This window comes from Pseudomonas sp. AC247, assembly GCF_979258015.1.
Genome location: NZ_OZ409829.1, coordinates 2395203 through 2419509, shown reverse-complemented (window position 1 = coordinate 2419509; position 24307 = coordinate 2395203). Strand labels below are relative to the sequence as shown.

Below are 24307 nucleotides of genomic sequence, written 5' to 3'. Positions count from 1 at the left end.
AACAGGTTGCCCCGAAAGGCCTACAACCTGCCGTCCGCGGACTTAAAAGTCAATCAGGCATTCCCCGGCCGGTATCCCAAACCATTGAAATCACATGTTTTTCAGACAATTGGCTGAAGGATGGCTGTCGCCTCGAGGTTCTTATGAGTCAAGCGTTTCTGCCGTTTTCGCGTCCGAGTATCGGTGAAGAAGAAATAGCCGCCGTCGAACAAGTATTACGTTCAGGCTGGATTACTACCGGCCCCCAGAACCAGGCATTGGAAGAACAGTTTTCCGCTTATATAGGTTGCCAACATGCGGTGGCACTTTCCTCGGCAACCGGCGGCATGCATATCACGCTGCTCGCCCTGGGCATTGGCCCGGGTGATGAAGTCATTACGCCGTCGCAAACCTGGGTCTCGACCGCCAACATGATCTCGTTGCTCGGCGCCAAACCGGTGTTCGTCGACGTCGACCGCGACACGCTGATGACCGACGCCGCACGCATCGAAGCCGCGATCACGCCGCGCACCAAAGCGATCATCCCGGTGCATTACGCCGGTGCCGCGTTTGATCTCGATCCGCTGTACGCCCTGGCTGAAAAACACGGGATCGCCGTGATCGAAGACGCCGCACACGCCGCCGGCACCCGCTACATGGGCCGCCACGTCGGTGCGCAAGGCACGGCGATTTTCTCCTTCCACGCGATCAAGAACATGACGTGTGCCGAAGGCGCGATGTTCGTCAGCGACGACGCAGCACTGGCCAGTCGTGTGCGCATGCTCAAGTTCCATGGTCTGGGTGTTGACGCCTACGACCGCCTGACCGGTGGCCGCAAGCCGCAGGCGCAAGTGATGGAGCCGGGGTTCAAATACAACCTCGCTGACATCAACGCCGCGATCGCCCTGGTGCAATTGCAGCGGCTCGACGCGATCAATGCGCGCCGCACCGAACTGGCCGCCGCCTATCGGCAAAAACTCGAAGGCCTGCCGGTGCAGCCGCTGGCCGTGCCCGACTACGCGCAGACCCACGCCTGGCACCTGTTCATCCTGCGCATCGACAGCGAGCGCTGCGGCATGGACCGCGAAGCCTTCATGAAAGGCTTGCAGGACCAAGGCATCGGCACCGGCATCCATTTCATCGCCACCCACCTGCACACCTGGTATCGCCAGCGTGACCCTCACCTGTACCTGCCCAATACCGAATGGAACTCGGCGCGGCTGTGCTCGATTCCGTTGTTCCCCGACATGAGCGATCAAGACCTTGATCGCGTGGTCGGCGCCATCGCCACTCTTATGGACAAACGCCTGTGAAACCCTATCCGATCCGCTGTGTGTCGATCGTCATCCCGGTCTACAACGAACAGGACAGCCTGCCGCAACTGCTGCGCCGCACCGAAGCGGCGTGCCGGATGCTGCGTCACGATTATGAAATCGTCCTCGTCGACGACGGCAGCCGTGACGAGTCCGCCAACCTGCTGGAAGAAGCCGCGAGCCGTGAAGACAGCCCGTTCGTGGCGGTCATGCTCAACCGCAACTACGGCCAGCACGCGGCAATCATGGCCGGTTTCGAGCAGTGCAAAGGCGACGTGGTGATCACCCTCGACGCCGACCTGCAGAACCCGCCGGAGGAAATTCCGCGCCTGGTCGCCGAAGCCGAGAAAGGCTACGACGTGGTCGGCACCGTGCGCGGCAACCGTCAGGACTCGGCATTGCGCCGCTACCCCTCGAAGCTGATCAACCTCGCCGTGCAGCGCTCCACCGGCGTCGCCATGAGCGACTACGGCTGCATGCTGCGCGCTTACCGCCGCACGATCATCGACGCGATGCTCGCCTGCCGTGAACGCAGCACCTTCATCCCGATCCTGGCCAACAGCTTTGCCCGCCACACCACGGAAATCGACGTCGCCCACGCCGAGCGTGAACACGGCGATTCGAAATACAGCCCGATGCGTTTGATCAACCTGATGTTCGACCTGATCACCTGCATGACCACCACGCCGTTGCGCTTGCTGAGCATTGTCGGTTTCACCATGGCCGGGCTCGGCTTGTTGTTTGCCGCCGTGCTGATTGTCCTGCGTCTGACGCTCGGCGCCGGCTGGGCGGGCGATGGCTTGTTTGTGCTGTTCGCCGTGTTGTTCGTGTTCACCGGTGGCCAGTTCATCGGCATGGGCCTGCTCGGCGAATACCTGGGGCGCATGTACAGCGACGTGCGTGCCCGCCCGCGTTTTTTCGTTGAAAAAGTCTTGCGCGGCCAACCCGCCATGCCGCCGCGCGCCATCACCGTCGACGGTCTCTCCTCCTCCAATGATCAGGTTCTCTCATGAGTGCAAAAACTGTTGTCTTCGCTTACCACGACATTGGCTGCGCCGGCATTCAAGCCCTGCTCGACAGCGGCTACGACATCGCTGCTGTGTTCACTCACGCCGATGACCCGAAAGAAACCGCGTTCTATGCCTCGGTTGCGCAACTGTGCGCGCAAAAAGGCATCCCGGTGCACGCCCCGGAAGACGTCAATCACCCACTGTGGATCGAGCGCATTGCCAAGCTCGACCCGGAATACATTTTCTCCTTCTACTACCGCAACCTGCTGAGCGAACAGCTGCTGACCACCGCGAAAAAAGGTGCGTTCAACCTGCACGGCTCGTTGCTGCCGAGCTACCGTGGTCGCGCCCCAGCCAACTGGGTGCTGGTCAACGGCGAGACCGAAACCGGCGTGACCCTGCACCGCATGGTCAAGCGTGCCGATGCCGGCGCCATCGTCGCTCAGCAACGCGTGGCCATCGAACGCAGCGACACCGCGTTGAGCCTGCACGGCAAATTGCGCATCGCCGCGACCGATCTGCTGCGCGACATCTTGCCCGCGATGCTGCAAGGCAAGATCAGCGAAACCCCACAGAACGAATCGAAGGCCACAGTCTTCGGCCGTCGCAGCGCAGCGGACGGCAAACTGCTCTGGGCGAAACCTGCCGAGCAGTTGTTCAACCTGGTTCGCGCCGTGACCCAACCTTATCCGGGTGCATTCTGCGCCGTGGGTGAGCACAAACTGATCGTCTGGAGCGCTGAAGTCGTCAAAGGCAACGACGGTCAGGCGCCGGGCCGCGTGATCAGCGTCGATCCGCTGCGCATCGCCTGCGGTGAAGATTCGCTGGTGGTGCTCTCCGGTCAGCGCAACGACAACGGCCTGTTCCTCAGCGGCCCGCAACTGGCCAACGAACTCGGTCTGGTCGACGGTTCGCTGCTGCGCGGTGCCGAGTCCGGCCGTGCGCCACGGCGTACCCGCGTGCTGATCCTCGGCGTCAACGGTTTCATCGGCAATCACTTGTCCGAGCGCCTGCTGCGTGACGACCGCTACGAAGTGTATGGCCTGGACATCGGCTCCGACGCCATCGAGCGTCTGCGCAGTCACCCGCACTTTCACTACGTCGAAGGCGATATCAGCATTCACTCGGAGTGGATCGAGTACCACATCAAGAAGTGCGACGTGGTGCTGCCACTGGTAGCGATTGCCACGCCAATCGAATACACCCGCAACCCGCTGCGCGTGTTCGAACTCGACTTTGAGGAAAACCTGAAACTGGTGCGCTACTGCGTCAAGTACAACAAGCGCGTGATCTTCCCGTCGACCTCGGAAGTCTATGGCATGTGCAAGGACAAGCACTTCGACGAAGACACCTCGAACCTGGTGGTCGGCCCGATCAACAAGCAGCGCTGGATCTATTCGGTATCCAAGCAATTGCTGGATCGGGTGATCTGGGCCTACGGCGCCAAGGGTTTGAATTTCACCCTGTTCCGCCCTTTCAACTGGATGGGCCCGCGCCTTGATCGCCTGGATTCGGCCCGTATTGGCAGCTCCCGCGCCATCACCCAGTTGATCCTCAACCTGGTCGAAGGCACGCCAATCCGTCTGTTTGACGGTGGCGAGCAGAAACGCTGCTTCACCGATATTGCCGACGGCGTCGAAGCACTGGCGCGGATCATCGATAACGATGGCGACGTCTGCAACGGCCAGATCATCAACATCGGCAACCCGGACAACGAAGCGAGTATTCGCCAGTTGGGTGAAGAATTGCTGCGCCAGTTTGAAGCGCATCCGCTGCGCGACAACTTCCCGCCGTTCGCCGGTTTCCGCGACGTCGAGAGCAAGGCGTTCTACGGCGCCGGTTATCAGGATGTCGAACACCGCAAGCCAAGCATCGCCAACGCCAAGCGCCTGCTCGACTGGACGCCGACCGTGGAAATGCGCGAGACCATCGGCAACACGCTCGACTTCTTTTTGCGTGAAGCCATGCTCGAACAGGCGGACAAGCGCTAATGCAGGCCGGTCTACGCATCGACGTCGACACCTTTCGCGGCACCCGTGACGGTGTGCCGCGCTTGCTGGAAATGCTCGACGAGGCGCAGATCAAGGCAACGTTTTTCTTCAGTGTCGGCCCCGACAACATGGGCCGGCATCTGTGGCGCCTGATCCGCCCGCAGTTCCTCTGGAAAATGCTCCGCTCCAATGCTGCCGGCCTGTATGGCTGGGATATTTTGCTGGCCGGCACGGCGTGGCCGGGCAAACCGATTGGCCGCGAACTCGGGCACCTGATGCGTCAGGCCCGCGACGCCGGTCATGAGGTTGGCCTGCATGCGTGGGATCACCACGGCTGGCAGGCGAATGCCGGGCGCTGGAGTAACGCGCAACTGATCGAACAGATCCGTCAGGGCGTCGACACCTTGAGCGACATTCTCGGTGAAAAAATCCTCTGTTCGGCCGCCGCCGGTTGGCGTGCCGACGAGCGCGTGATCGAGGCCAAGCAAGCCTTCGGTTTTCGCTACAACAGCGATTGCCGTGGCACGCGGCTGTTCCGGCCGTTGTTGGCGGACGGCACGCCGGGCACGCCGCAGATCCCGGTGGATCTGCCGACCTTCGACGAAGTGGTCGGCCCCATCGTCGCGGCGCGGGACTTCAATGGTTTCATTCTTGATCACTTTCGTGCGCAACAGCTCAACGTCTACACCATTCATGCCGAAGTCGAAGGGATTCTGCTGGCTGAGGATTTTCGTCAACTGCTGGCCGCTGCGCGCCAGCGAGGCATCGACTTCACACCGCTGGGCGACTTGTTGCCCGAGTTCTTCAACAGCTTGCCCGTGGGTCGCGTACAACGCGGCGCCCTCGACGGCCGTGAAGGCTGGCTGGGAGTGCAAGGCGCATGACTAAACGCTGGGCATTGCCATTGCTGCTGTTGGGCATCTGTCTGCTGGCTTACCTGCTGCCATTGGGCACGCATGGTTTGTGGATTCCTGATGAGACGCGCTACGCGCAAATCAGTCAGGACATGTTGCTGAGTGGCAACTGGGTGTCGCCACACTTCATGAGCCTGCGCTACTTCGAGAAGCCGATTGCCGGCTATTGGATGATCGCGTTGGGCCAGGAAGTGTTCGGGCAGAACCTGTTTGGGGTGCGCTTCGCTTCGGCGCTGAGCACCGGGTTGAGCGTGTTGCTGTGTTACCTGGTCGCCCGGCGTTTGTGGAACGAGCCACGCAAAAGCTTTGCCTGCGCCCTGCTCTACATGAGTTTCACCATCGTTGCCGGTCAGGCCGGGTATGCCAACCTCGATCCGCAATTCACCTTTTGGGTCAACCTGAGCCTGGTGGCGCTGTGGTTTGCCGTCGACAGTCAAACCAGCGGCAAGCGCATGCTTGCCTGGGCAGTGCTGGGTCTGGCGTGTGGCATGGGCTTCATGACCAAGGGTTTCCTCGCGTGGCTGTTACCGGTGTTGATCGCTCTGCCGTGGATGCTTTGGCAAAAACGCTGGCGTGAACTGCTGATGTACGGCCCGGTGGCGATTGCCATCGCGATCGTCGTCGGCTTGCCGTGGGTGCTGTCGGTGCATGCACAAGAGCCCGACTACTGGCGGTTCTTCTTCTGGCACGAACACATTCGCCGCTTTGCCGGTGACGATGCCCAACACGACGCGCCATGGTGGTTTTATCTGCCGCTGCTGGTGGCGTTCAGTCTGCCGTGGGCGGGTTTGATCCCGACCACGCTCAAGCAAGCCTGGCAAACGCGCGCCCAGCCCCGGGTGGTGTTTCTCTTGCTGTGGCTGCTGATGCCGCTGCTGTTTTTCAGCCTGAGCAACGGCAAATTGCCGACCTACATTCTGCCGTGCTTGCTGCCGATGGCGTTGCTGCTCGGTCATGCGCTGGCCGACCGTTTGCGTCTGGAGCAAGGTCGGGCGCTGAGCATCAATGGTTTGCTGAATTTGCTCTTGGGTGTCGTCACGCTGATTGCGCTGGTGTACCTGCAACTGACCAAACCGGTGTACGACCACGAATTGCACAGCATGGTGCTGGTGTTCATTGCCCTGATCGGCTGGATCATCGCCAACCTGCTGCAAGCGTTCCTGCCGTTGCAGTGCTGGGCGGCGCCGGCGCTGGGCAGTCTGTTGCTGATCGCGGTATTGCCGGCCGCGATGCCCAAATCGGTGGTGGCCAACAAGATGCCCGACCAATTCATCAAGCATCACGTCACCGAACTGGCGCAGACCGATCACCTGCTGAGCAACGACCTCGGCGCGGCGTCGGCGCTGGCCTGGCGTCTGAAAACGCCGCAAGTCGCGTTGTACAACACGATAGGCGAATTGAAATATGGCCTTGCCTATCCTGACGGCATTCAACAATGGGTCGATCCCGATCAAGTGCAACAGTGGATGCGCGAGGCGCGCCGCAGCGGTTCGGTCGGCGTGGTGATGCGCGTCAAGGGGCAGGACGAACTGGACGAAATCGACAGATTGCCAAAGGACGGCGTCCGTTATGAGCAGGGCAACCTGGTGATCATGATTCTGCCCAAGGAGGCGTCATGAGCCTGTTGCTGCTGTTGGCCGCTTGCCTGCTGACCTGTCTGGGACAGGTTGCGCAAAAGTACGCCGTGGAGAGCTGGCGCGGTGTTGAGTCGACATGGGCCGCCAAACTGCGCTCGCCGTGGTTGTGGCTGGCCCTGCTCGCCCTCGGCTCAGGTCTGCTGGTGTGGCTGCTGGTATTGCAGCGCCTGGAAGTCGGCATCGCCTACCCGATGCTCAGCCTCAATTTCGTGCTGATCACCCTGATCGCCCGCTTCGTCTTCCGCGAGCCCATCGACCGTCAGCATTGGTTGGGCGTGGCCTTGGTGATCGGCGGCGTGGTGTTGTTGTTGGGGCAGCAATCATGAACGCGCGTCGCGGAATCACTTTCGCCCTGGGCAGCGTTTTGCTGGTCAGTGCCGCGCAACTCGCGATGCGCTGGAGCATGACCCGCCTGCCCGTGCCGGAACACTGGCTAGCGCTGGACAGCCTCGACCTGCGCGCACTGGCCGTGGTCATCGCGGCGATTGTTGCCTACGCCCTGTCGATGCTCTGCTGGCTCGTCACCCTGCGTGACCTGCCGCTGGGCCGCGCCTATTCGCTGCTGAGCATCAGCTACGCGCTGGTGTATCTGCTGGCGGCCAGTCTGCCGCTGTTCAACGAATCCTTCAGTTTCACTAAATCACTGGGCGTGGCGCTGGTCATGCTCGGGGTCATCACCATCAACACTCGTCCGGCTCGTGCGCCCGCATTCAGGAGTGCTCCATGAAAATCACAGTATTTGGCAGCGGTTACGTCGGTCTGGTGCAAGCGGCCGTGCTGGCCGAGGTCGGCCATGATGTCGTGTGCATGGACGTCGACCAGAAGAAGGTCGACCTGTTGCGCCAGGGTCACGTCAGCATCTTCGAACCGGGGCTGGCCAGCCTGGTGCGCGAAGGCCTCGATTCGAAACGCCTGCTGTTCACCACCGATGAAAAACTCGCGGTGCAGCACGGTCGGGTGGCGTTTATTGCGGTGGGGACGCCGTCGCGTGAGGACGGTTCAGCGGATCTGCGTTACGTGCTTTCAGTGGGCGACGCGATTGCTCGCCATCGTGAGCAGCCGCTGATTCTGGTGGAAAAATCCACCGTGCCGGTGGGCACCGGCGACACCTTGCGCACGCACATCGAAAAAGCCCTGATCAAGGTCGGTCGCCTGCTGCAGTTCGATATCGTCTCCAACCCGGAGTTTCTCAAGGAAGGCTCGGCGGTTGCCGACTGCCGCCGGCCGGACCGCATCGTCATCGGTTGCGAAGGCGATGAGGTGCGCGACGTGATGCGTGACCTGTATTCGCCGTTCAACCGCAACCATGACCGCATCATGTTCATGGACCTGCGCAGCGCCGAGCTGACCAAATACGCCGCCAACTGCATGCTGGCGACCAAGATCAGTTTCATCAACCAGATCGCCGAACTCGCCGAACACCTTGGCGCCGACATTGAATCGGTGCGTCAGGGCATCGGTGCCGATACGCGCATCGGTTACCACTTCATCTATCCAGGCTGCGGTTATGGCGGTTCGTGTTTCCCCAAAGACATGCGTGCGCTGATCCACAGTGCCGAAGAAGCGCACTGTTCCAGCGACTTGCTGCAAGCGGTCGAGGCGATCAATCAGCGGCAGAAACACAAGTTGTTTGAGCGCATCAATGCGTTCTACCAAGGCGAACTGCGCGGCAAGACTTTTGCCCTGTGGGGCTTGGCGTTCAAACCTAACACCGACGACATGCGCGACGCACCGAGCCGCGTGCTGCTGGAGGAATTGTGGGCGGCTGGCGCCAGCGTGCGCGCGTTCGACCCGGAAGCCATGCAGGAGACCCAGAACCTTTACCCTGACGAATCGAGACTGATGCTGATGGGCACCCCGGAATCGGTATTGCCCGGCGCTGACGCCTTGATCATCTGCACCGAATGGCAGCAGTTCAAGGCGCCGGATTTTGACCTGATCAAACAGCGCCTCAACACTCCGGTGATCTTCGACGGCCGTAACCTCTACGACGCCGAGCGTCTGGAGCGCAACGGCATCCAGTACTTCCCGATGGGCCGTGGCGAATCGCGCAAATTGCCGATTCCGCTGCAACAGTGGCCGCACGCGTCCGACGTCGCTTGATGAGGCAGTCGCTCTGTACGCCGCCCCCCTTGTAGGAGCTGCCGAAGGCTGCGATCTTTTGATTGATCGTTCCCACGCTCCGCGTGGGAATGCAGCCAGAGACGCTCCGCGTCCCAAAATCAAAAGATCGCAGCCTGCGGCAGCTCCTACATGAATATGCTCATTCGCCTTGCACGGCCCGCTGACGCAGCGGCCCTCCCCGCCATCGAACGTTCGGCTGCGGAACTGTTTCGTCTTGACCCGCAATTGGCTTGGCTGGCGGATGCCGAGGTGGCGGATGTTGCGCAACATTTGCGGGCTATCGAGGAGGCAAATGTGTGGGTCGCCGAAACTCCCGAACTGGCGGGTTTGCTCCTGCCGACAATTCCCCTGTAGGAGCTGCCGCAGGCTGCGATCTTTTGACTGATCGTTCCCACGCTCCGCGTGGGAATGCAGCCGGGGACGCTCCGCGTCCGAAATCAAAAGATCGCAGCCTGCGGCAGCTCCTACCGGATTGTATTTGACCGGGGATGGTTGTCCGGTGAGCATGGCGTACGCCCGCCAGGCATTTTCAAATAAGGACATTGACCTCTTCGTGGCCACCTACTCGCGCTTCATCCGCCGGTTGATGATCAGCTCGCTGACCGTCGTTATCAGCCGCGCCCTGATCAGCCCGCTGCTGACCCTGTTCCTCAGCAACAAACTCGGCCTCAACCCGCAAGACGTCGGCCTGCTCCTGGGCATCGCGGTATTCAGTGCCACGCTGTTGTCGCTGTACGGCGGCTACATCATCGATCGGCTGGACAAGCGGCAGTTGCTGATCCTGAGCATGTTGTCGAGCGGCATCGGCCTGATGCTGCTGACCTTCGCGCAGAACCTGTATCTGGTCACCGTGGTGCTGATCATCAGCGAAACTGCGTCGGCGTTGTTCCTGATTGGCTCCAAGGCGATCCTCAGTGAAAACCTGCCGGTTGGCCAGCGGGTCAAGGCGTTTTCGCTGAACTACACGCTGACCAACATCGGCTATGCCGTCGGCCCGATGATCGGCGTGGTGATTGCCGGTATCCAGCCGTCAGCGCCCTTCATCGTTGCGGGCGCGATCGCCATTGGCAGCATTTTCCTGCTGCTAGGCGCCACGAAAGAAGCGAATCCGATTACCGCAGTCGGCCAGCCGCAAAGTTTTCTCAAGACCCTGATCATCCTGAAAAACGACCGCACGATGATCCTGTTTACCCTCGGTTGCCTGCTGAGCACATTGGTGCACGGGCGCTTCACTCTGTACCTGTCGCAATACCTGCTGGTCACCCACACCCAGCAACAGACGCTGGACACCATGGCCGCCCTGCTCGCCTGCAACGCGATCACAGTGATTTTGCTGCAGTACCAGATCGGCCGTTTTCTCAAGCGCGAGCACCTGCGTCAGTGGATTGCCGGCGGTACGGCGCTGTTCATCGTCGGGCTGATCGGTTTCAGTCTGGCCGACAGCCTGGTCGGCTGGTGCGTGGCGATGTTCATCTTCACCCTCGGCGAGATGATCATTTACCCGGCGGACTTTCTGTTTGTCGACACCCTGGCCCCCGAAGAACTGCGCGGCAGCTACTACGGCGCACAGAATCTGGCGGCCTTGGGCGGTGCGGCGAGCCCGGTGATGTGCGGGTTTCTGCTGATGCACACGCCGGCGCCCGTGATGTTCTACGCCTTGAGTGCCTTGGCGGCAGTTGGCGGCTATTTATGTTTCGTCAGTGGCCGCCGCATAGCTTTAGTGCAAAAATAATGCATTCAAACTGCATTTATATGAATTTGTCAGCATCGAGCCAGACCGGCACACTGTGCGCGTTCCTCCCCCAATGTTGGAACACTTCGAGGGCTTTCCGGATTGCCGGACAAGTCCTTTTTTTTGCCCTGAATTTGCTGCAAGGATCGGATTCACATGCTCGCTCGCTGGTTGCCCGCCGCCATCAACACCCGCCCGACCGAATGGAGCCGCGCCGCTATCGGCATGGCTTTGGGGACGCTGTTTAGTGTGTGGCTTTGCGCTCAGGTGTTTGGCCATGAAGTGGCTTATCACCTGATCGGCCCGTTGGGTGCTTCGGCGGTGTTGCTGTTCGCCGTGTCGTCCGGCGCACTCGCCCAGCCGTGGTCGATCATTGGCGGTTATCTGTGTGCCGGCGTCGTCGCGCTGCTGGTCGCACACGTGCTGGGACGAACCCTCGGTAGTGCCTGTCTGGCGGCGGGCATGGCGCTGATTCTGATGTGCTGGTTGCGCTGCCTGCACCCGCCGGCCGGTGCCTTGGCCTTGACCCTGGTGTTGGCCGATCCGGCGACCATCGCCATGGACTGGAAAGCCATGGAACCGGTGATGCTCGGTGCCGCGTGCCTGTTGCTCAGCGCCTTGGCCTACAACAATCTGACGCGGATTCGTTACCCGAAACGCCCGGCAGAACCGGCGCCGGTTCTGGCCCCGGTCGACAGCCAGGCAATCACCGCCGATGACCTCAAGCTGGCGCTGGCCGACATGGAAGCGTTCATCGACATCACCCCCGAAGACCTCGAACAACTGATCCACGCCAGCGAACTGCACGCCAAACGCCGCAGCATCACCGCAACCTTCACCTGACCCCTAATGTAGGAGCTGCCGCAGGCTGCGATCTTTTGATCTTCTTAAAGAGGCACAATCGCATTCTTTGGCAGCGCCGACATAATCGCTTAGTCCGGCATAGACCGGATGATATCGGCCAAATCATCCTTGGTGATTTCATTTGCCTTTATTGCTTCAGCGACATCTTTCTTTGAGAGCGGGAAACGTTTAAAAATCTCCTTCAATGTATCCGCATCAACATTTGTCAGCCAGAGAGGATCAATTAAAGTGCCGCCATACTCAGGCTTCATAGGCACCTCATCACCAGCAATAACGCCCTGATGATTAAAGTAAACCATATAACGACTGAATCCCTCGGGATAGCTTTGATCATAATAAAGTGTGGTACCTCGAGGCAGCACGTAATAATTTTCATCATCGCCGCGCCCGGCAATCATCAAAGGCTCTCTTGTCTTAACCATATCCATGCTTCGACTCCTTATCAAACCAGTAGAAACAACAAAAAATAGTGCGCCAACATTGATCAATGTCACTGCGATCAAAAATAGTGACAACCTACTTTTTGTAAATATTTTTCTTATCATAGCGTGCCTCAGTGTTGCCTTCGAGCATGGCCTGAAAATCTGCCGGCATGAATATTCCATCCCGAGGAGAGCTTTGAGTGTGCGTCGCTTGTCTTTCCACCCAAGAAAGCCCCCTCAGCTCTGCATACTGCTCGGGGTTTTGTATGATTGCCTTTCCTGAAACCTTAGCCCCGCCAATGGTCATGGTTGTACAGTTGTTCGTCGTTGGCTGATAACTCTCGGGCAAAAGATATCGAGTCGAAGTAGGAAACTTCTTTCTCAATTCTTTTTTTCTCGCAATGACGCCATCGAAGTACGTATTCACCGCCTCGGCTTCTTTATTACCCAGATAATAAACAAAACCCGTTGTAGTCCTCCCGTAGCGGTTTTCGTTCGCTATGTACGCATTGAAAGATGTCCATACATTGAAGATACCCTCTCCTTCACTTTTGAAAGGCCCCCATACCAGCCCATACCGCCCGAAGTCGTAGGTGATGTCTTTATTATCCACGACAACGCGCAAAGCAGCGTGACCGTAAGTATGATCTTCTCCTTTTAACGTATAGGGGCCTCCGATTAGAATTTCCATAAATGCACCGGACACTGCCAATCTATTCGTCTTGGTGGTTTTGCCTGATGCACCTGAAGATTTTGCTGCCTGTTTGGTACCAGACGTCTTGGTAGGCTGAACCATTAAAGATGTTCCGTATCTTCAAGTTTCGGGAATTTTATACTGCAACTTCCCCTGGGAATATTTGCCACATGCACGAAGCCATTTCCGTCAAGAACACCGGTCATCACAGTTCCATCGGGCAGCGTCAGTTCATATGCTTCGTTGGCGATAGGCTCATCTCTATCGTCAAGCAACTGAAACTCAACAAAAGTCTTTTCTTTGAGAAATTCCGAGAAAAAACTGGTCGAAGCACCACCCCCAAACTCACCGACAAAAGTATCGGGGGAACCAGCCGTTATCGTCGCGCCACATGCTGTTTGCGAGTCAACGTGCGCTACGTCTTTCCCTCACCCGAAGACATGCGGAGGAGTAGATATCTCCTACCAAAGCCACGGGCATTGAGTTAACAAAAATCGGGCTTGATCCGGTAGTGATATTCCCACCGTGACTGCCCGGATCTCCTAGTCGTGCGACTGGCTTTCCTGCCATCGTTTAGTCTCCTTCTAACATCACGAACTGGCGGATGTTACCTGATCTTCGATGGTTCCTGAACAAATGAAACTATACGGGAACTGGCTTACACGATAAGAAGCCTCCTCCCATGCACCGCCGGTTGACTGACCTTTGCTCACTTCCTATCGACGTGAAAGATGTGCTCGGCCGACAGATTCTGAAGCGGATTTGAAGCAAGAGCTGTTAAATACAACGAAGCCGCGATCTTTTGATCTTGAAAAAACAAGATCAAAAGATCGCATCCTTCGGCAGCTCCTACATGAGCCCGCGTATATTTTTGGGTAAGGTAAAAACGCAGACAGGCCCTGCAGATATCCCCGTTGTACAGGGCAAATTTGCACTGTTACGATCCGGTAACGCTCGCGCGCGAGCTTCTCGAATAAAGACAATAAAAGCAGGGAGTTACTGATGACAGCTCAGGCTTCATCCCCGCGGACTCAGTCCATGGATGCCACGCAAGACGACGTGCTGGCCGAGGTTCGCAACCACATCGGTCACCTGACCCTCAACCGCCCCGCCGGCCTCAACGCCATCACCCTCGACATGGTGCGCCTGCTGCAACAACAGCTCGACGCCTGGGCGGCTGACGCCAATGTCCATGCAGTAGTGCTGCGCGGTGCCGGTGAAAAAGCCTTCTGCGCCGGCGGCGACATTCGCTTGCTGTACGACAGCTTCAAAAGCGGCGATACCTTGCACGAAGACTTCTTCGTCGAGGAATACGCCCTCGACCTGACAATCCACCACTACCGCAAACCGGTGCTGGCCTTGATGGACGGTTTTGTCCTCGGCGGCGGCATGGGCCTGGTGCAGGGCGCGGATCTGCGCGTGGTCACCGAGAAGAGCCGACTGGCGATGCCGGAAGTGGCCATCGGTTATTTCCCGGACGTCGGCGGCAGTTATTTCCTGTCGCGGATTCCCGGTGAACTGGGGATTTATCTGGGCGTCAGCGGCGTACAGATTCGCGCGGCCGATGCGCTCTATTGCGGCCTCGCCGACTGGTATCTGGACAGCAGCAAACTGGCGCTGCTCGATGAAAAACTCGATCAACTGGAATGGCAAGATACGCCGCTCAAGGCGCTGCAGAACCTGTTGGCCAAACACGCCGTGCAAACCCTGGCCGATCCGCCACTGGAAGCGCTGCGCCCGGCCATCGACCACTTCTTCGCCCTGCCCGACGTGCCAAGCATGGTCGAGCAACTGCGCGCGGTCACCGTCGCCGACAGTCATGAATGGGCAACCGCCACCGCGAATCTGCTGGAAACCCGCTCGCCACTGGCCATGGCCGTGACCCTGGACATGCTCCGTCGCGGCCGTCACCTGAGCCTGGAACAGTGCTTCGCACTGGAGCTGCATCTGGACCGCCAGTGGTTTGAGCGCGGCGACTTGATCGAGGGCGTACGTGCCCTGCTGATCGACAAAGACAAGACACCTCGCTGGAACCCGCCGACTCTGACTGCGCTCGACGCGGACCATGTCGCGAGTTTCTTCCACGGGTTTGCTGAGAGCGGGAACTGAGCCATGCACGATCTCGAACTGACTGAAGAACAAGTGATGATCCGCGACATGGCCCGGGACTTCGCCCGTGGCGAAATCGCACCGCACGCGCAAGCGTGGGAAAAGGCTGGCTGGATCGACGACGCGCTGGTCGCGAAGATGGGCGAACTGGGTTTGCTCGGCATGGTGGTGCCCGAAGAATGGGGCGGTACTTATGTTGACTACGTGGCGTATGCCTTGGCGGTCGAAGAGATTTCCGCAGGCGATGGCGCGACTGGCGCGTTCATGAGTATCCACAACTCGGTCGGCTGCGGCCCGGTGCTCAACTACGGCAGCGAAGCACAAAAGCAAACCTGGCTGGCGGATCTGGCCAGTGGCAAAACCATCGGCTGCTTCTGCCTGACCGAGCCGCAGGCCGGCTCCGAGGCGCACAACCTGCGCACCCGCGCCGAGCTGCGCGACGGCCAGTGGGTGATCAACGGTTCCAAGCAATTTGTCAGCAATGGCAAACGGGCAAAACTGGCGATCGTGTTTGCAGTGACCGATCCCGATCTGGGCAAGAAAGGCATTTCGGCGTTTCTGGTACCGACGGATACCGCCGGTTTTATCGTTGATCGCACCGAACACAAAATGGGTATCCGTGCTTCCGACACCTGCGCCGTGACGTTGAACAACTGCAGCATTCCCGAGGCCAACCTGCTCGGCGAACGCGGCAAAGGCCTGGCGATTGCCCTGTCCAATCTTGAGGGCGGACGTATCGGCATCGCCGCTCAGGCGCTCGGCATAGCCCGCGCGGCGTTTGAAGCGGCGCTCGCCTACTCGAAAGATCGGGTGCAGTTCGACAAGCCGATCATCGAACACCAGAGCATCGCCAACCTGCTGGCCGACATGCACATGCAGATCAACGCGGCACGCCTGCTGATCCTGCACGCGGCGCGCCTGCGTTCGGCGGGTAAACCGTGTTTGTCGGAAGCCTCGCAGGCCAAATTGTTTGCCTCGGAAATGGCCGAGAAGGTCTGTTCGTCAGCGATTCAGATTCATGGCGGGTATGGCTATCTGGAGGATTATCCGGTCGAGAAGTACTACCGCGATGCGCGGATCACGCAGATATATGAGGGGTCGAGCGAGATACAGCGGATGGTCATTGCTCGCGACCTGAAGAACTACCAGCTCTAACCTGTAGGAGCTGTCGAGTGCAACGAGGCTGCGATCCTTTGATCCTGAGAGCAAAATCAAAAGATCGCAGCCTGCGGCAGCTCCTACAGAATGCAGGAACTGGCCGCGATGTTATTTGCCCTGGAACTCCGGCGCACGCTTGGCGACGAACGCCGCCATGCCTTCCTTCTGATCCTGCGTGGCAAACGCCGCATGGAACACCCGGCGCTCAAACCGTACGCCTTCAGTCAGGTTGACTTCGAACGCACGATTCACGCTCTCCTTGACCATCATCGCAATCGGCAACGACTTGCTGGCGATCACCGCCGCCACCTTTAGCGCTTCATCGAGCAGCTCATCGCTCGGCACGATACGCGCCACAATCCCGCAACGCTCCGCTTCCACCGCATCAATCAAGCGCCCGCTCAAACACATCTCCATGGCCTTGGCCTTGCCTACGGCGCGGGTCAAACGCTGGGTTCCGCCCATGCCCGGCAACACGCCGAGGTTGATTTCCGGTTGGCCGAATTTGGCGTTGTCGCCGGCCAGAATGAAGTCGCACATCAGCGCCAGTTCACAGCCACCGCCAAGGGCGAAACCGTTGACTGCGGCGATGATCGGCTTGCGTCGGTTAGCCACGCGATCGCTGTCGCTGAACAGGTCATCCATGTAGATCTGCGGGTAGGTCAGCTCAGCCATTTCCTTGATGTCGGCACCGGCGGCGAAGGCTTTTTTCGAACCGGTGATGACGATGCAACCGATGTTCGCGTCCGCTTCCAAGGTATCCAGCGCCTGATTGACTTCGCTGACCAGCTGCGCGTTCAGGGCATTCAGCGCCTGCGGACGGTTGAGGGTGATCAGGCCAACGCGGCCGTGGTTTTCCAGCAGAATCGTTTCGTAGCTCATACATAACTCCTGAATTCATTCCTGTAGGAGCTGCCGCAGGCTGCGATCTGTTGACTTTGATTTTCAAGATCAAAAGATCGCAGCCTCGTTGCACTCGTCAGCTCCTACACACGGGGGTGGGTTTATAGGTTGCGGGAGATGACCATGCGCTGAATGTCGCTGGTGCCTTCGTAAATCTGGCAGACGCGCACGTCGCGGTAGATGCGTTCCAGCGGGAAGTCGTTGAGGTAACCGTAACCGCCTAGCGTCTGCAATGCCATCGAACAGACCTTCTCGGCCATTTCCGAGGCGAACAGTTTGGCCATCGATGCCTCGACCAGTGCCGGTTGCCCACTGTCGCGCAAAGCGGCGGCGTAATGCACCATTTGCCGCGCGACGGCGATCTGCGTGGCCATGTCGGCGAGGCGGAAGGCGACAGCCTGGTGTTCGATGATCGGCTTGCCGAAGGTGTCACGCTCACGGGCGTAATCACGCGCCGCTTCGAATGCCGCACGGGCCATGCCCACCGATTGCGAGGCGATGCCGACACGGCCGCCCTCAAGGTTGGCCAAGGCAATCTTGTAGCCCTCGCCCTCCTCGCCCAAACGGTTGGCCACCGGCACTTTCACGTCTTCGAAGAGAATCTGGCAAGTGTCAGAGGCGTGCTGGCCGAGCTTGTCTTCGACGCGAGCGACTTTATAGCCCGGCGAATCGGTCGGCACGATGAACGCCGTGATCCCGCGCTTGCCGGCGCTCGGATCAGTCACCGCAAAAACGATGACGATCCCGGCGTTTTGCCCGGAAGTGATGAACTGTTTGCAGCCGTTCAACACATAGTGATCGCCTTCCAGCCGCGCGCGGGTTTTCAGGCTGCTGGCGTCGGAACCGGCTTGTGGCTCGGTCAGCGCGAAGGCACCGAGCATGGCACCGCTGGCCAGCGGCTTGAGGAAACGCTCGCGCTGATCGTCGTTGCCGAATTTGAGGATCGGCACGCAGCCGACCGAGTTGTGCACGCTCATGATCGTTGAGCAGGCGCCATCGCCCGCAGCGATTTCTTCCAGGGCCATGGCGTACGCCAGGTAGCCGGTGTCGCAACCGCCCCACTGCTCCGGCACGAGCATGCCGAAGAAGCCCAGCTCGGCCATTTCACCGATGGCTTCCTTGGGGAAGCGGTGTTCGCGATCCCACTCGGCGGCGAACGGCTTGAGGCGTTCCTCGGCAAACTGCCGGGCCATGTCGCGGATCTGGGTTTGGTCTTCGTTGGGAATCATGCTGAATCCTTAAATCCGGTTGACCACACCCCCCTGTAGGAGCTGCCGCAGGCTGCGATCTTTTGATCTTGATCTTAAAAACAAGATCAAAAGATCGCAGCCTCGTTGCACTCGACAGCTCCTACATGGGGAGAGTGTTTAGTAGAGGCATTCCACGGCCATGGCTGTGGCTTCGCCACCGCCGATGCAGATCGCAGCGATACCGCGCTTGAGGTTTCGCTGGCGCAGGGCCGACAGCAATGTCACCAGAATCCGCGCACCCGACGCACCGATCGGATGGCCCAGCGCACATGCACCGCCATGCACGTTGAGCTTGTCGTGGGGGATTTCCAGATCCGTCATCGCCGCCATGCCGACCACGGCAAACGCTTCGTTGACCTCGAACAGATCAACGTCACCCAGCGACCAGCCGGTTTTCTTGATCAGCTTCTTGATCGCACCAATCGGCGCCACCGGGAACAGGCCGGGGGTATCGGCGAACGCGGCATGACCATGGATCACGGCCAACGGTTTCAGCCCCAGTTTCTGTGCCTGCGACTGACGCATCAGCAGCAGCGCCGCCGCGCCGTCAGAGATCGAACTGGAATTGGCCGCCGTCACCGTGCCGCCTTCGCGGAAGGCCGGTTTCAGTGAGGCGATCTTGTCCAGTTTGGCTTTCGGCGGCTGCTCGTCGTTGCTGATCAGCACCTGTTCTTTGCCGACGGTCACGGTCAGCGGGACGATTTCGTCCTTGAAGCTGCCGTCCTGAATCGCCTGCTGCGCGCGGGTGGTCGAGGCGATGGCAAAGGCATCCTGCGCTTCGCGGCTGAAATGATTGGTCTCGGCACAATCTTCGGCAAAGGTGCCCATCAGGCGCCCCTTGTCGTAGGCGTCTTCGAGGCCGTCGAGGAACATCGAATCAAGCACGCGACCATGGCCCATGCGGTAACCGGCGCGAGCGCGATCCAGCAGATACGGCGAGTTGGACATGCTCTCCATGCCGCCAGCGATGACCACATCGGCACTGCCGGCGATCAGCATGTCGTGGGCGAGAATGGTGGTCTCCATGCCCGAACCGCACATCTTGTTGACGGTGGTGCAACGGGTCGATTTGTCCAGCCCGGCCCCCAGCGCAGCCTGACGCGCCGGCGCCTGGCCGAGACCTGCGGGCAACACACAACCAAACAGCACTTCATCGACCGCGTCGCTGGCGACACCGGCACGTTCAACCGCAGCCTTGATCGCCGCAGCGCCGAGTTGCGGCGCGGTGAGGCTTTTCAGTTCACCCTGAAAACCGCCCATTGGCGTACGCACGGCGCTGACGATAACAATCGGATCGTTGGAAATAGTCATGACAAATCCTCTTACTTGGCGGCCATGCGCAAGGCGCCGTCGAGACGGATCACCTCGCCGTTGAGCATGCTGTTTTCGATGATATGCCGAACCAGTGCAGCGTATTCGGCAGGCTTGCCCAAGCGCGGCGGGAACGGTACGCCGGCAGCCAGCGAATCGCGCACTTCCGGGGTCATGCCGGCCATCATCGGCGTTTCGAAAATGCCCGGTGCGATGGTCATCACGCGAATGCCGAAACGCGCCAGTTCACGGGCGGCGGGCAGAGTCAGACTGGCGATTGCGCCTTTGGATGCGGCGTAAGCCGCTTGGCCGATCTGGCCGTCGAATGCTGCCACCGAGGCGGTGTTGATGATTACACCGCGTTCGCCGTCGGCATTGGCTTCGGATTCGGCAATCGCCGCAGCGGCCAGACGCAGCATGTTGAAGCTACCGATCAGGTTGACGTTGATCACTTGCGCGAAGCTGCTCAACGCATGCGGGCCGTTCTTGCCGAGGATCTTCTCGCCTCGCACGATACCGGCGCAGTTGACCAGACCGTTGAGGCTGCCAAACGCGGCGACGGTCGCTTGCACGGCGGCTTCGGCGGCGGCTTCGTTGCTGATGTCGGCGACCACACTTTGCGCGCCCAGACGCTGGGCCTGAGCAGCGACGGCTTCGGCATTCATGTCCACCAACATCACTTTGGCGCCGGCATTCACCAGTAATTCAGCGGTCGCGGCGCCAAGGCCGGAGGCGCCGCCAGTGACGATAAAAACCTTGTTCTCGATCTGCATGACTGTAGGTCCTGATTCAAGCTGAAACGTTAGACGCCGCGGCCTCTTGAGCCTTGGCGATTTCCTGGTTGCGCAAGATAAAGCGCTGCAATTTGCCGCTCGGGGTCTTGGGCAATTCGCTGACAAATTCGATTTCACGCGGGTACGAATGCGCGGCCAGACGTTTGCGCACGTGTTGGCGCAGTTCTTCGGCCAGCTCCGGCGCGGCACGGTATTGCGCACTGAGCACGACGAAGGCTTTGACCAGTTCGGTGCGCTCCGGGTCCGGTTTGCCGACGACCGCCGCTTCGACCACTGCCGGGTGTTCGATCAGCGCACTTTCCACGTCGAACGGACCGACGCGATAGCCGGAAGTGGTGATCACGTCATCGCTGCGACCGACGAAACTGATGCTGCCGTCCGGATTCCATTCCACGGTGTCGCCGCTGAGGTAGTAATCGCCGACGAAGGCTTTGGTCGGCGCACCTTCGTAGCCACCGAACCAGCACATCGGCGATTGCGGGCGGTCGATGGCGAGGATGCCGGGCTGGCCGACGCCGAGTTCGTTGTACTGATCATCGAGCACGACGATGCGATGGCCCGGCGAGGCAAAACCGGCGGCACCGACGTGAACCGCGTGGTCGAGGCCGTGGTGGTTGCACAGGACCATGCCCAGTTCGGTCTGGCCGTAGTGATCGTGAATGACCACGTCGAGGTTGTCGGCGAACCAGCGGATCACTTCTGGGTTCAGGGGCTCGCCGGCGCTGCTGACAATGCGCAGTTTGCCCTTGATCGACTTGGCAAACTCATCACCGCCGGCAATCAGCAGGCGGTAGGCCGTCGGTGAACCGGTGAGGTTGGTGATGCCGTATTTGTTGATCACCCGGCAGGTGCTTTCGAGGGTGAACGGGCCATCGTAGAAAGTGATCGGATGCCCCATCGACAAAGGGCCGGTGACGCCGAAATAAATGCCGTAGGCCCAGCCGGGATCGGCGACGTTCCAGAATGAATCTTCCGGGCGCAGATCCACGGCATCGCGGGTGTAGCTCTGGAAGGCGACGATGGCTTTGAGCGGCACCGACAGCGCTTTCGACGGGCCTGTGGTGCCCGAGGTGAACATCAGCAGGAACGGATCTTCACCGGTCAGCAGCACCGGTTCGCAAACGTTGGAATAGTTGGCCAGTTCGGCCCAGAAGCTGTAATCGCCACGGACGATGCCCTGGCCTTTGGCGCCGCCGACGGTGACCAGGGTTGGGCAATCGGCAACCTCAGCGAGTTTCGGCCGGTTGACCGCGTCGGTGACCACCACTTTGGCGCCTGAGCTGGTCAGGCGATGTTCAAGGGCTTTGGGGCCGAACGCGGTGAACAGTGGCTGATACACCGCGCCGATGCGCCAGGTGGCGAGCACGGTGATGAGTAATTCGATGTTGCGTGGCAGCAGGCCGGCGACCTTGTCACCCTTCTGCACGCCTTGGGCGAGAAGGAAATTGGCGAAACGCGCGGCTTTGTCTTGCAGATCGCTGAAAGTGTACGTCGCACTGGCGCCGTCGCGACCTTCCCAGAACAGCGCGATACGCCCCGGCAAGGCATGACGGTCGCAGCATTCGACGCAGGCATTGAGTGCCTCAAGCGTACCGCTGAGCGCGGCATCCACGGTGTGCTGATAGTTGAACTGTGTGGTGGCAGACAAGTAATCGCGCATTGCCAGAATCCCTCTGTGTTTTTATTAGGCTGGGAAGCGTAAACAACAGAGGGATAGTCGCGCTGTGTGGGGGTTGGGGCAATGGTCAAAGCCATCAAAGTGGCTGACTGGTTTGGCCAAGACAGCTCAACATCGCCCCCCCTGCCGATCGTTCCCACGCTCCGCGTGGGAATGCAGTCCCGGACGCTCTGCGTCCACTTCAGAATTGGAACGCGGAGCGTCCCATCAGGCATTCCCACGCGGAGCGTGGGAACGATCATCACAGGGGGAATGCCTTTCAAATGTAGGAGTGAGCCTGCTCGCGATAGGGCCGGGTCAGACAACCTCATTGAGGATCAGCGTGCGGTAATGCCCCGGATTCGACCCCGACCACTTACGAAACGCCTTATAAAACGAACTCGCATCGGCAAACCCCAACCGGCTGGCAATCTCGACAAAACTGATCGAAGGCTCCGCCAGCCAGACAATCGCCAATTCCTTGCGCACGCTGTCCTTGAGGCCCTGATACGTCTGCCCTTCCTCGGCCAGTCGTCGGCGCAAGGTCGAGGCCGACATGCACAACTGCTGGGCCAAAGCCTCGGTTTCCGGCCATTGCTCCGCCGGCAACTGCCGCAGATCCTGCTTGATCCGACTGGCGAGACTCTCCGGGTCGCGGTACTTCACCAGAATGTTCGCCGGCGCGTGGGCCAAAAAGCGTTTCAGCTCTTCGGCAGAACGTTTGATCGGTAGCTCAAGGCAATCCGCGGAAAAGATCATTCGCGTACGGGGGCGATCGAAACGCAGGTTCTCCGAGAACATCACCCGGTAGTCATCGGTAAAATCCGGCTCAGGACAGCGCAGTTCGATGGCCAGAATCGGAATCCGCCGTCCCGCCAGCCAGCAGGCGACGCCGTGGACGATCATCCAATACGTGAAATAGGTGAAGGCACGGCGCGGATCGTTGTCATCCTCATGCAGAACAATCTCCGCGAGACTTTGCTGATGCACCAACTGCGCCGGCAGGCGCTCCAGCATCAACGACAGAAAGCTCAGCCCCGTGCTCAAACCCGCCGCCAGCGTCGGTTGCGCCATCGCGCTGCGGCAGAGGAATTCCAGGCTGCCGGACTTGAGCTTGCGTGAGTCCATGCCAAAAAACTCGTCGTCGCCACGTCGGGCCAGCAGGCGCCAGAGTCTGGCGTACTGCGAGGCCGGTACCCGCCCGCCCTCGGATTGCAGCAGCGCCGGATCAATCCCGACCTTGTTCAAGACTTCATCCGTGGCCACGCCCGGGGCACAACTTTGCAGCAGCGCTTCACGCACCAGTTGCACGGCGATGGTGTCTTTTTCCGACATGGAGCGCGGTAAACCTTGTTGTTTTTTGAGTGGCAAGCATCTTACCGCAACCCATGCAGGAGCTGCCGCAGGCTGCGATCTTTTGATGTTGATCGTAAAAAAAACAGATCAAAAGATCGCAGCCTGCGGCAGCTCCTACATGAGAATGGTTGTTCTTCGAGTTGTTCAGCAACTGTTCAGGTTTGTGTCAATGATTGTCATGTGAGAATGCTTGTCATTATGTTACAACTTGTAACCCCTCAGAATGACTTATTGGACACCGAATGCTCGTTCCCTTTCTGATCATGCTGCGCGAAGGCATTGAAGCCGCGCTGATCGTTGGCATCATCGCCAGCTACCTCCAGCAAACCGGCCGTGGCCAATGGATGCCTGCCGTGTGGATCGGCGTTTTCCTCGCCGCCGCCCTCGCCCTGCTGGTCGGTGGAGGTCTGGAACTGGTCAGCGCGGAATTTCCGCAGAAGCAGCAGGAACTGTTCGAAGGCATTGTCGGACTGGTTGCGGTGGGCATTCTCAGCTCGATGGTGTTCTGGATGCGCAAAGTCGCGCGTTCGATCAAGCATTCGCTGCAAGCCTCACTCGATCACGCGCTGACTTCTTCCAAGCATCAGGTGATCGCGTTGATCGCCATGGTGTTTTTTGCTGTGGCCCGCGAAGGTCTGGAAACAGTGTTCTTCCTCCTCGCGGTGTTCCAGCAGAGCGAAGGCCCGGGCGCGCCGATCGGTGCCCTGCTCGGCCTGATCCTGGCGATCATCGTCGGGTTCCTGATCTACAGCGGCAGCATGCGCCTGAATCTTTCGGCGTTCTTCAAGTGGACCGGCCTGTTCATTCTGGTGGTAGCCGCCGGGATTCTCGCCAATTCGGTGCAGGCCCTGCATGAAGCCGGGCTGTGGAACCACCTGCAAACCGTGCTGTTCGACTTCAGCGCGACGCTGCCGATGGATGGCCCGCTGGGCTCGGTGCTCGCCGGCATGTTCGGTTATCAGGATGCACCGACCGTCAGCACCCTTGGTGCCTACCTGCTTTATCTGGTGATGGCGCTGGTGATGTTTTTTTACCCGGCTCCCGCGCCGAAGCCCTCCGCACAATCGTCTTCCGTTTCCAGCCAATAAG

The 24307-nt window shown here is 59.6% G+C and carries 21 protein-coding genes and 2 pseudogenes; 14 read left to right on the top strand and 9 right to left on the bottom strand.

Translation table 11 applies throughout. The annotated features are described in order from the left end of the window. The first annotated feature begins 143 nt into the window (after nucleotides 1–143). The 11 genes and pseudogenes from arnB (at nucleotide 144) to ACZZ0B_RS11185 (ending at nucleotide 11543) form a co-directional block, all read left to right on the top strand. On the top strand, nucleotides 144–1292 hold the full coding sequence (gene arnB / locus ACZZ0B_RS11235) for a UDP-4-amino-4-deoxy-L-arabinose aminotransferase (protein WP_463545188.1): 1149 nt from the start codon (nucleotides 144–146) through the stop codon (nucleotides 1290–1292). Continuing rightward, entirely contained in the window at nucleotides 1289–2305 is a 1017-nt protein-coding gene (gene arnC / locus ACZZ0B_RS11230; RefSeq protein ID WP_463545187.1) for an undecaprenyl-phosphate 4-deoxy-4-formamido-L-arabinose transferase, read from the top strand. Before arnB ends, arnC begins: the two co-directional genes overlap by 4 nt. Then, nucleotides 2302–4293: a bifunctional UDP-4-amino-4-deoxy-L-arabinose formyltransferase/UDP-glucuronic acid oxidase ArnA gene (gene arnA / locus ACZZ0B_RS11225; protein WP_463545186.1), complete on the top strand. Its 1992-nt coding sequence runs from the start codon at nucleotides 2302–2304 to the stop codon at nucleotides 4291–4293. The genes arnC and arnA overlap by 4 nt, the downstream gene beginning before the upstream one ends. Then, nucleotides 4293–5177, top strand: coding sequence for a 4-deoxy-4-formamido-L-arabinose-phosphoundecaprenol deformylase (arnD, locus tag ACZZ0B_RS11220; RefSeq protein WP_463545185.1), 885 nt, complete (start codon nucleotides 4293–4295; stop codon nucleotides 5175–5177). The genes arnA and arnD overlap by 1 nt, the downstream gene beginning before the upstream one ends. After that, nucleotides 5174–6826: a lipid IV(A) 4-amino-4-deoxy-L-arabinosyltransferase gene (arnT, locus tag ACZZ0B_RS11215; RefSeq protein ID WP_463545184.1), complete on the top strand. Its 1653-nt coding sequence runs from the start codon at nucleotides 5174–5176 to the stop codon at nucleotides 6824–6826. Before arnD ends, arnT begins: the two co-directional genes overlap by 4 nt. After that, nucleotides 6823–7170, top strand: coding sequence for a 4-amino-4-deoxy-L-arabinose-phosphoundecaprenol flippase subunit ArnE (arnE, locus tag ACZZ0B_RS11210; protein ID WP_008086033.1), 348 nt, complete (start codon nucleotides 6823–6825; stop codon nucleotides 7168–7170). Before arnT ends, arnE begins: the two co-directional genes overlap by 4 nt. Beyond that, nucleotides 7167–7571, top strand: coding sequence for a 4-amino-4-deoxy-L-arabinose-phosphoundecaprenol flippase subunit ArnF (arnF, locus tag ACZZ0B_RS11205; RefSeq protein ID WP_463545183.1), 405 nt, complete (start codon nucleotides 7167–7169; stop codon nucleotides 7569–7571). The genes arnE and arnF overlap by 4 nt, the downstream gene beginning before the upstream one ends. Then, nucleotides 7568–8982 (top strand): annotated as a pseudogene (locus ACZZ0B_RS11200) (UDP-glucose dehydrogenase family protein). The gene arnF and the pseudogene ACZZ0B_RS11200 overlap by 4 nt, the downstream one beginning before the upstream one ends. Nucleotides 8983–9097: 115 nt before the next feature. After that, nucleotides 9098–9274 (top strand): annotated as a pseudogene (locus tag ACZZ0B_RS11195) (GNAT family N-acetyltransferase); the annotation flags it as partial. A gap of 247 nt (nucleotides 9275–9521) precedes the next feature. Beyond that, nucleotides 9522–10700 carry an MFS transporter gene (locus ACZZ0B_RS11190; protein WP_463545182.1) on the top strand — a complete coding sequence of 393 codons (1179 nt, stop codon included), beginning with the start codon at nucleotides 9522–9524 and terminating at the stop codon, nucleotides 10698–10700. A gap of 156 nt (nucleotides 10701–10856) precedes the next feature. Further along, nucleotides 10857–11543 carry an HPP family protein gene (locus tag ACZZ0B_RS11185; RefSeq protein WP_008082558.1) on the top strand — a complete coding sequence of 229 codons (687 nt, stop codon included), beginning with the start codon at nucleotides 10857–10859 and terminating at the stop codon, nucleotides 11541–11543. Nucleotides 11544–11632: 89 nt separating this feature from the next. Here ACZZ0B_RS11185 and ACZZ0B_RS11180 read toward each other — a convergent pair whose 3' ends face one another. The 3 genes from ACZZ0B_RS11180 to ACZZ0B_RS11170 form a co-directional block, all read right to left on the bottom strand. Next, nucleotides 11633–11992 (bottom strand): hypothetical protein, encoded by a 360-nt coding sequence (locus tag ACZZ0B_RS11180; RefSeq protein ID WP_008082559.1) that lies wholly within the window; start codon nucleotides 11990–11992, stop codon nucleotides 11633–11635. An 88-nt stretch (nucleotides 11993–12080) separates the two neighbouring features. After that, nucleotides 12081–12782, bottom strand: coding sequence for a hypothetical protein (locus tag ACZZ0B_RS11175; protein ID WP_463545181.1), 702 nt, complete (start codon nucleotides 12780–12782; stop codon nucleotides 12081–12083). A 303-nt stretch (nucleotides 12783–13085) separates the two neighbouring features. Next, entirely contained in the window at nucleotides 13086–13250 is a 165-nt protein-coding gene (locus ACZZ0B_RS11170) for a PAAR domain-containing protein (protein ID WP_463545180.1), read from the bottom strand. 432 nt (nucleotides 13251–13682) lie between these two features. Between ACZZ0B_RS11170 and ACZZ0B_RS11165 the strand changes: the two genes are divergently transcribed. Together ACZZ0B_RS11165 and ACZZ0B_RS11160 are read left to right on the top strand one after the other, a co-directional pair. After that, a complete protein-coding gene (locus ACZZ0B_RS11165; RefSeq protein ID WP_463545179.1) occupies nucleotides 13683–14789 on the top strand; it encodes an enoyl-CoA hydratase/isomerase family protein in 1107 nt (368 codons plus the stop codon). A gap of 3 nt (nucleotides 14790–14792) precedes the next feature. Continuing rightward, on the top strand, nucleotides 14793–15944 hold the full coding sequence (locus tag ACZZ0B_RS11160) for an acyl-CoA dehydrogenase family protein (protein ID WP_463545178.1): 1152 nt from the start codon (nucleotides 14793–14795) through the stop codon (nucleotides 15942–15944). A 111-nt stretch (nucleotides 15945–16055) separates the two neighbouring features. Here ACZZ0B_RS11160 and ACZZ0B_RS11155 read toward each other — a convergent pair whose 3' ends face one another. The 6 genes from ACZZ0B_RS11155 to ACZZ0B_RS11130 form a co-directional block, all read right to left on the bottom strand. Continuing rightward, the gene (locus tag ACZZ0B_RS11155) at nucleotides 16056–16829 is read right to left on the bottom strand and encodes an enoyl-CoA hydratase (protein WP_463545177.1); all 774 of its coding nucleotides are present in this window, start codon (nucleotides 16827–16829) and stop codon (nucleotides 16056–16058) included. 122 nt (nucleotides 16830–16951) lie between these two features. After that, nucleotides 16952–18079, bottom strand: a complete 1128-nt coding sequence (locus ACZZ0B_RS11150; RefSeq protein WP_007918873.1) for an acyl-CoA dehydrogenase — start codon at nucleotides 18077–18079, stop codon at nucleotides 16952–16954. Between the two features lie 138 nt (nucleotides 18080–18217). Continuing rightward, complete coding sequence (locus tag ACZZ0B_RS11145; RefSeq protein ID WP_463545176.1) at nucleotides 18218–19411, bottom strand: acetyl-CoA C-acyltransferase; 1194 nt, start codon at nucleotides 19409–19411, stop codon at nucleotides 18218–18220. Between the two features lie 11 nt (nucleotides 19412–19422). Continuing rightward, complete coding sequence (locus tag ACZZ0B_RS11140) at nucleotides 19423–20184, bottom strand: SDR family NAD(P)-dependent oxidoreductase (RefSeq protein WP_053120266.1); 762 nt, start codon at nucleotides 20182–20184, stop codon at nucleotides 19423–19425. A 16-nt stretch (nucleotides 20185–20200) separates the two neighbouring features. Further along, nucleotides 20201–21865, bottom strand: coding sequence for an AMP-binding protein (locus ACZZ0B_RS11135; RefSeq protein ID WP_463545175.1), 1665 nt, complete (start codon nucleotides 21863–21865; stop codon nucleotides 20201–20203). A 315-nt stretch (nucleotides 21866–22180) separates the two neighbouring features. Beyond that, nucleotides 22181–23197: an AraC family transcriptional regulator gene (locus tag ACZZ0B_RS11130; protein ID WP_463545174.1), complete on the bottom strand. Its 1017-nt coding sequence runs from the start codon at nucleotides 23195–23197 to the stop codon at nucleotides 22181–22183. Between the two features lie 263 nt (nucleotides 23198–23460). Here ACZZ0B_RS11130 and efeU point away from each other — a divergent pair, with 263 nt between their 5' ends. After that, nucleotides 23461–24306 (top strand): iron uptake transporter permease EfeU, encoded by an 846-nt coding sequence (gene efeU, locus ACZZ0B_RS11125; protein ID WP_008082581.1) that lies wholly within the window; start codon nucleotides 23461–23463, stop codon nucleotides 24304–24306. Nucleotide 24307 lies beyond the last annotated feature (1 nt).